This window comes from Vibrio sp. Vb1554 (assembly GCF_033344235.1).
On sequence record NZ_JAWPOJ010000422.1, the window covers coordinates 1 to 1071 of the forward strand.

The following is a 1071-nucleotide window of genomic DNA, read 5'->3' on the forward strand; positions in this document are numbered from 1 at the left end:
ACTCAGAAGTGAAACGAAATAGCGCCGATGGTAGTGTGGGGTTTCCCCATGTGAGAGTAGGACATCGCCAGGCTTTAAATTTAGACTTAGGTCTAACCAGTGCGGAGCGGTAGTTCAGTTGGTTAGAATACCGGCCTGTCACGCCGGGGGTCGCGGGTTCGAGTCCCGTCCGCTCCGCCACTTATTTGAAAGCCCTGCTAGAAATAGCAGGGCTTTTGTCGTTTTAGGGGCTGTCATTTTCCCTTCCAAGAGAAGTCATACCAATCTGGAAAATTAACTGGTCAGGTCTATCCATCTTCTCGAGCATATTTTGGTGACTCTTTTGGAGCAATCCAAAAACCGATACTATGCATCGCAGACTTTGGAGATGATGTCGTCGTAATCCGTAAAAGATTGGTTGCCTCAACCAACTCCATACTTGTCCGATAGGGTTTAGCTCTGGAGAATAGGGAGAAAGTTTGATTACACTGACATTTAAAGTCATTGGCAATTTCTTCTGTATGCCATCCTGCACCATCCATTACAACGACGACGTGACGTCCCTCCTCCGTGACTGCCAATATTTTTTTTAAGTGCTCTATCAGATGTCTTTATTAACCCAAGGGACAACGATAGCCTCACCGATTCCTTTTCTGGGACAGATTGAGCCGAACAGATAAGCATACTCAAATTGTTATTGCTTCACGGCTCTTGGGCGAGTTGCTTTTTCAGTCCATAAGTGTGTTGTCGTGTTTTGAGCGGGAAGTTATCCATGAAAAGCCCATGTGGTCGAGCAGGTAATAGATAGAGTCAGGGCGGTAGTGCTTGCCAAATTTTTTCATGATATAAGCGTGGATATCGAAAACAGTCAGTCGTCCGCCTTGTGTATTATTGGCTTTTCTTACCGTTCTTCTAGCCCTTCTTCAAGAAAGGTTTGAACTCATTTATTGATACTAGTTCGACTTACCTTGAGAAACTTGACGATTTGTGTGCGTGAATATACATCATTTGAGATGAGCAAGGGCCAGCAGGCTCATTTTCATTTGGAATGGATTTTTGCTGACTTGTGAGCTTTTTAAGTCGACATTAAGG

At 44.4% G+C, this 1071-nt stretch carries 1 protein-coding gene and 1 tRNA gene; one reads left to right on the plus strand and one right to left on the minus strand.

The window, feature by feature from the left end:
- Positions 1-103: 103 nt before the first annotated feature.
- Positions 104-180 (plus strand) — tRNA-Asp (locus R8N28_RS26765).
- Positions 181-707: 527 nt separating this feature from the next.
- Here R8N28_RS26765 and R8N28_RS26770 read toward each other — a convergent pair.
- Entirely contained in the window at positions 708-821 is a 114-nt protein-coding gene (locus tag R8N28_RS26770) for a winged helix-turn-helix domain-containing protein (RefSeq protein WP_318183864.1), read from the minus strand.
- Between the last annotated feature and the right edge of the window lie 250 nt (positions 822-1071).

Coding starts and splice junctions, on each gene's coding strand:
- R8N28_RS26770 (WP_318183864.1), bottom strand. CDS start 821: ATGAAAAAATTTGGCAAGCACTACCGCCCTGACTCTATCTATTACCTG.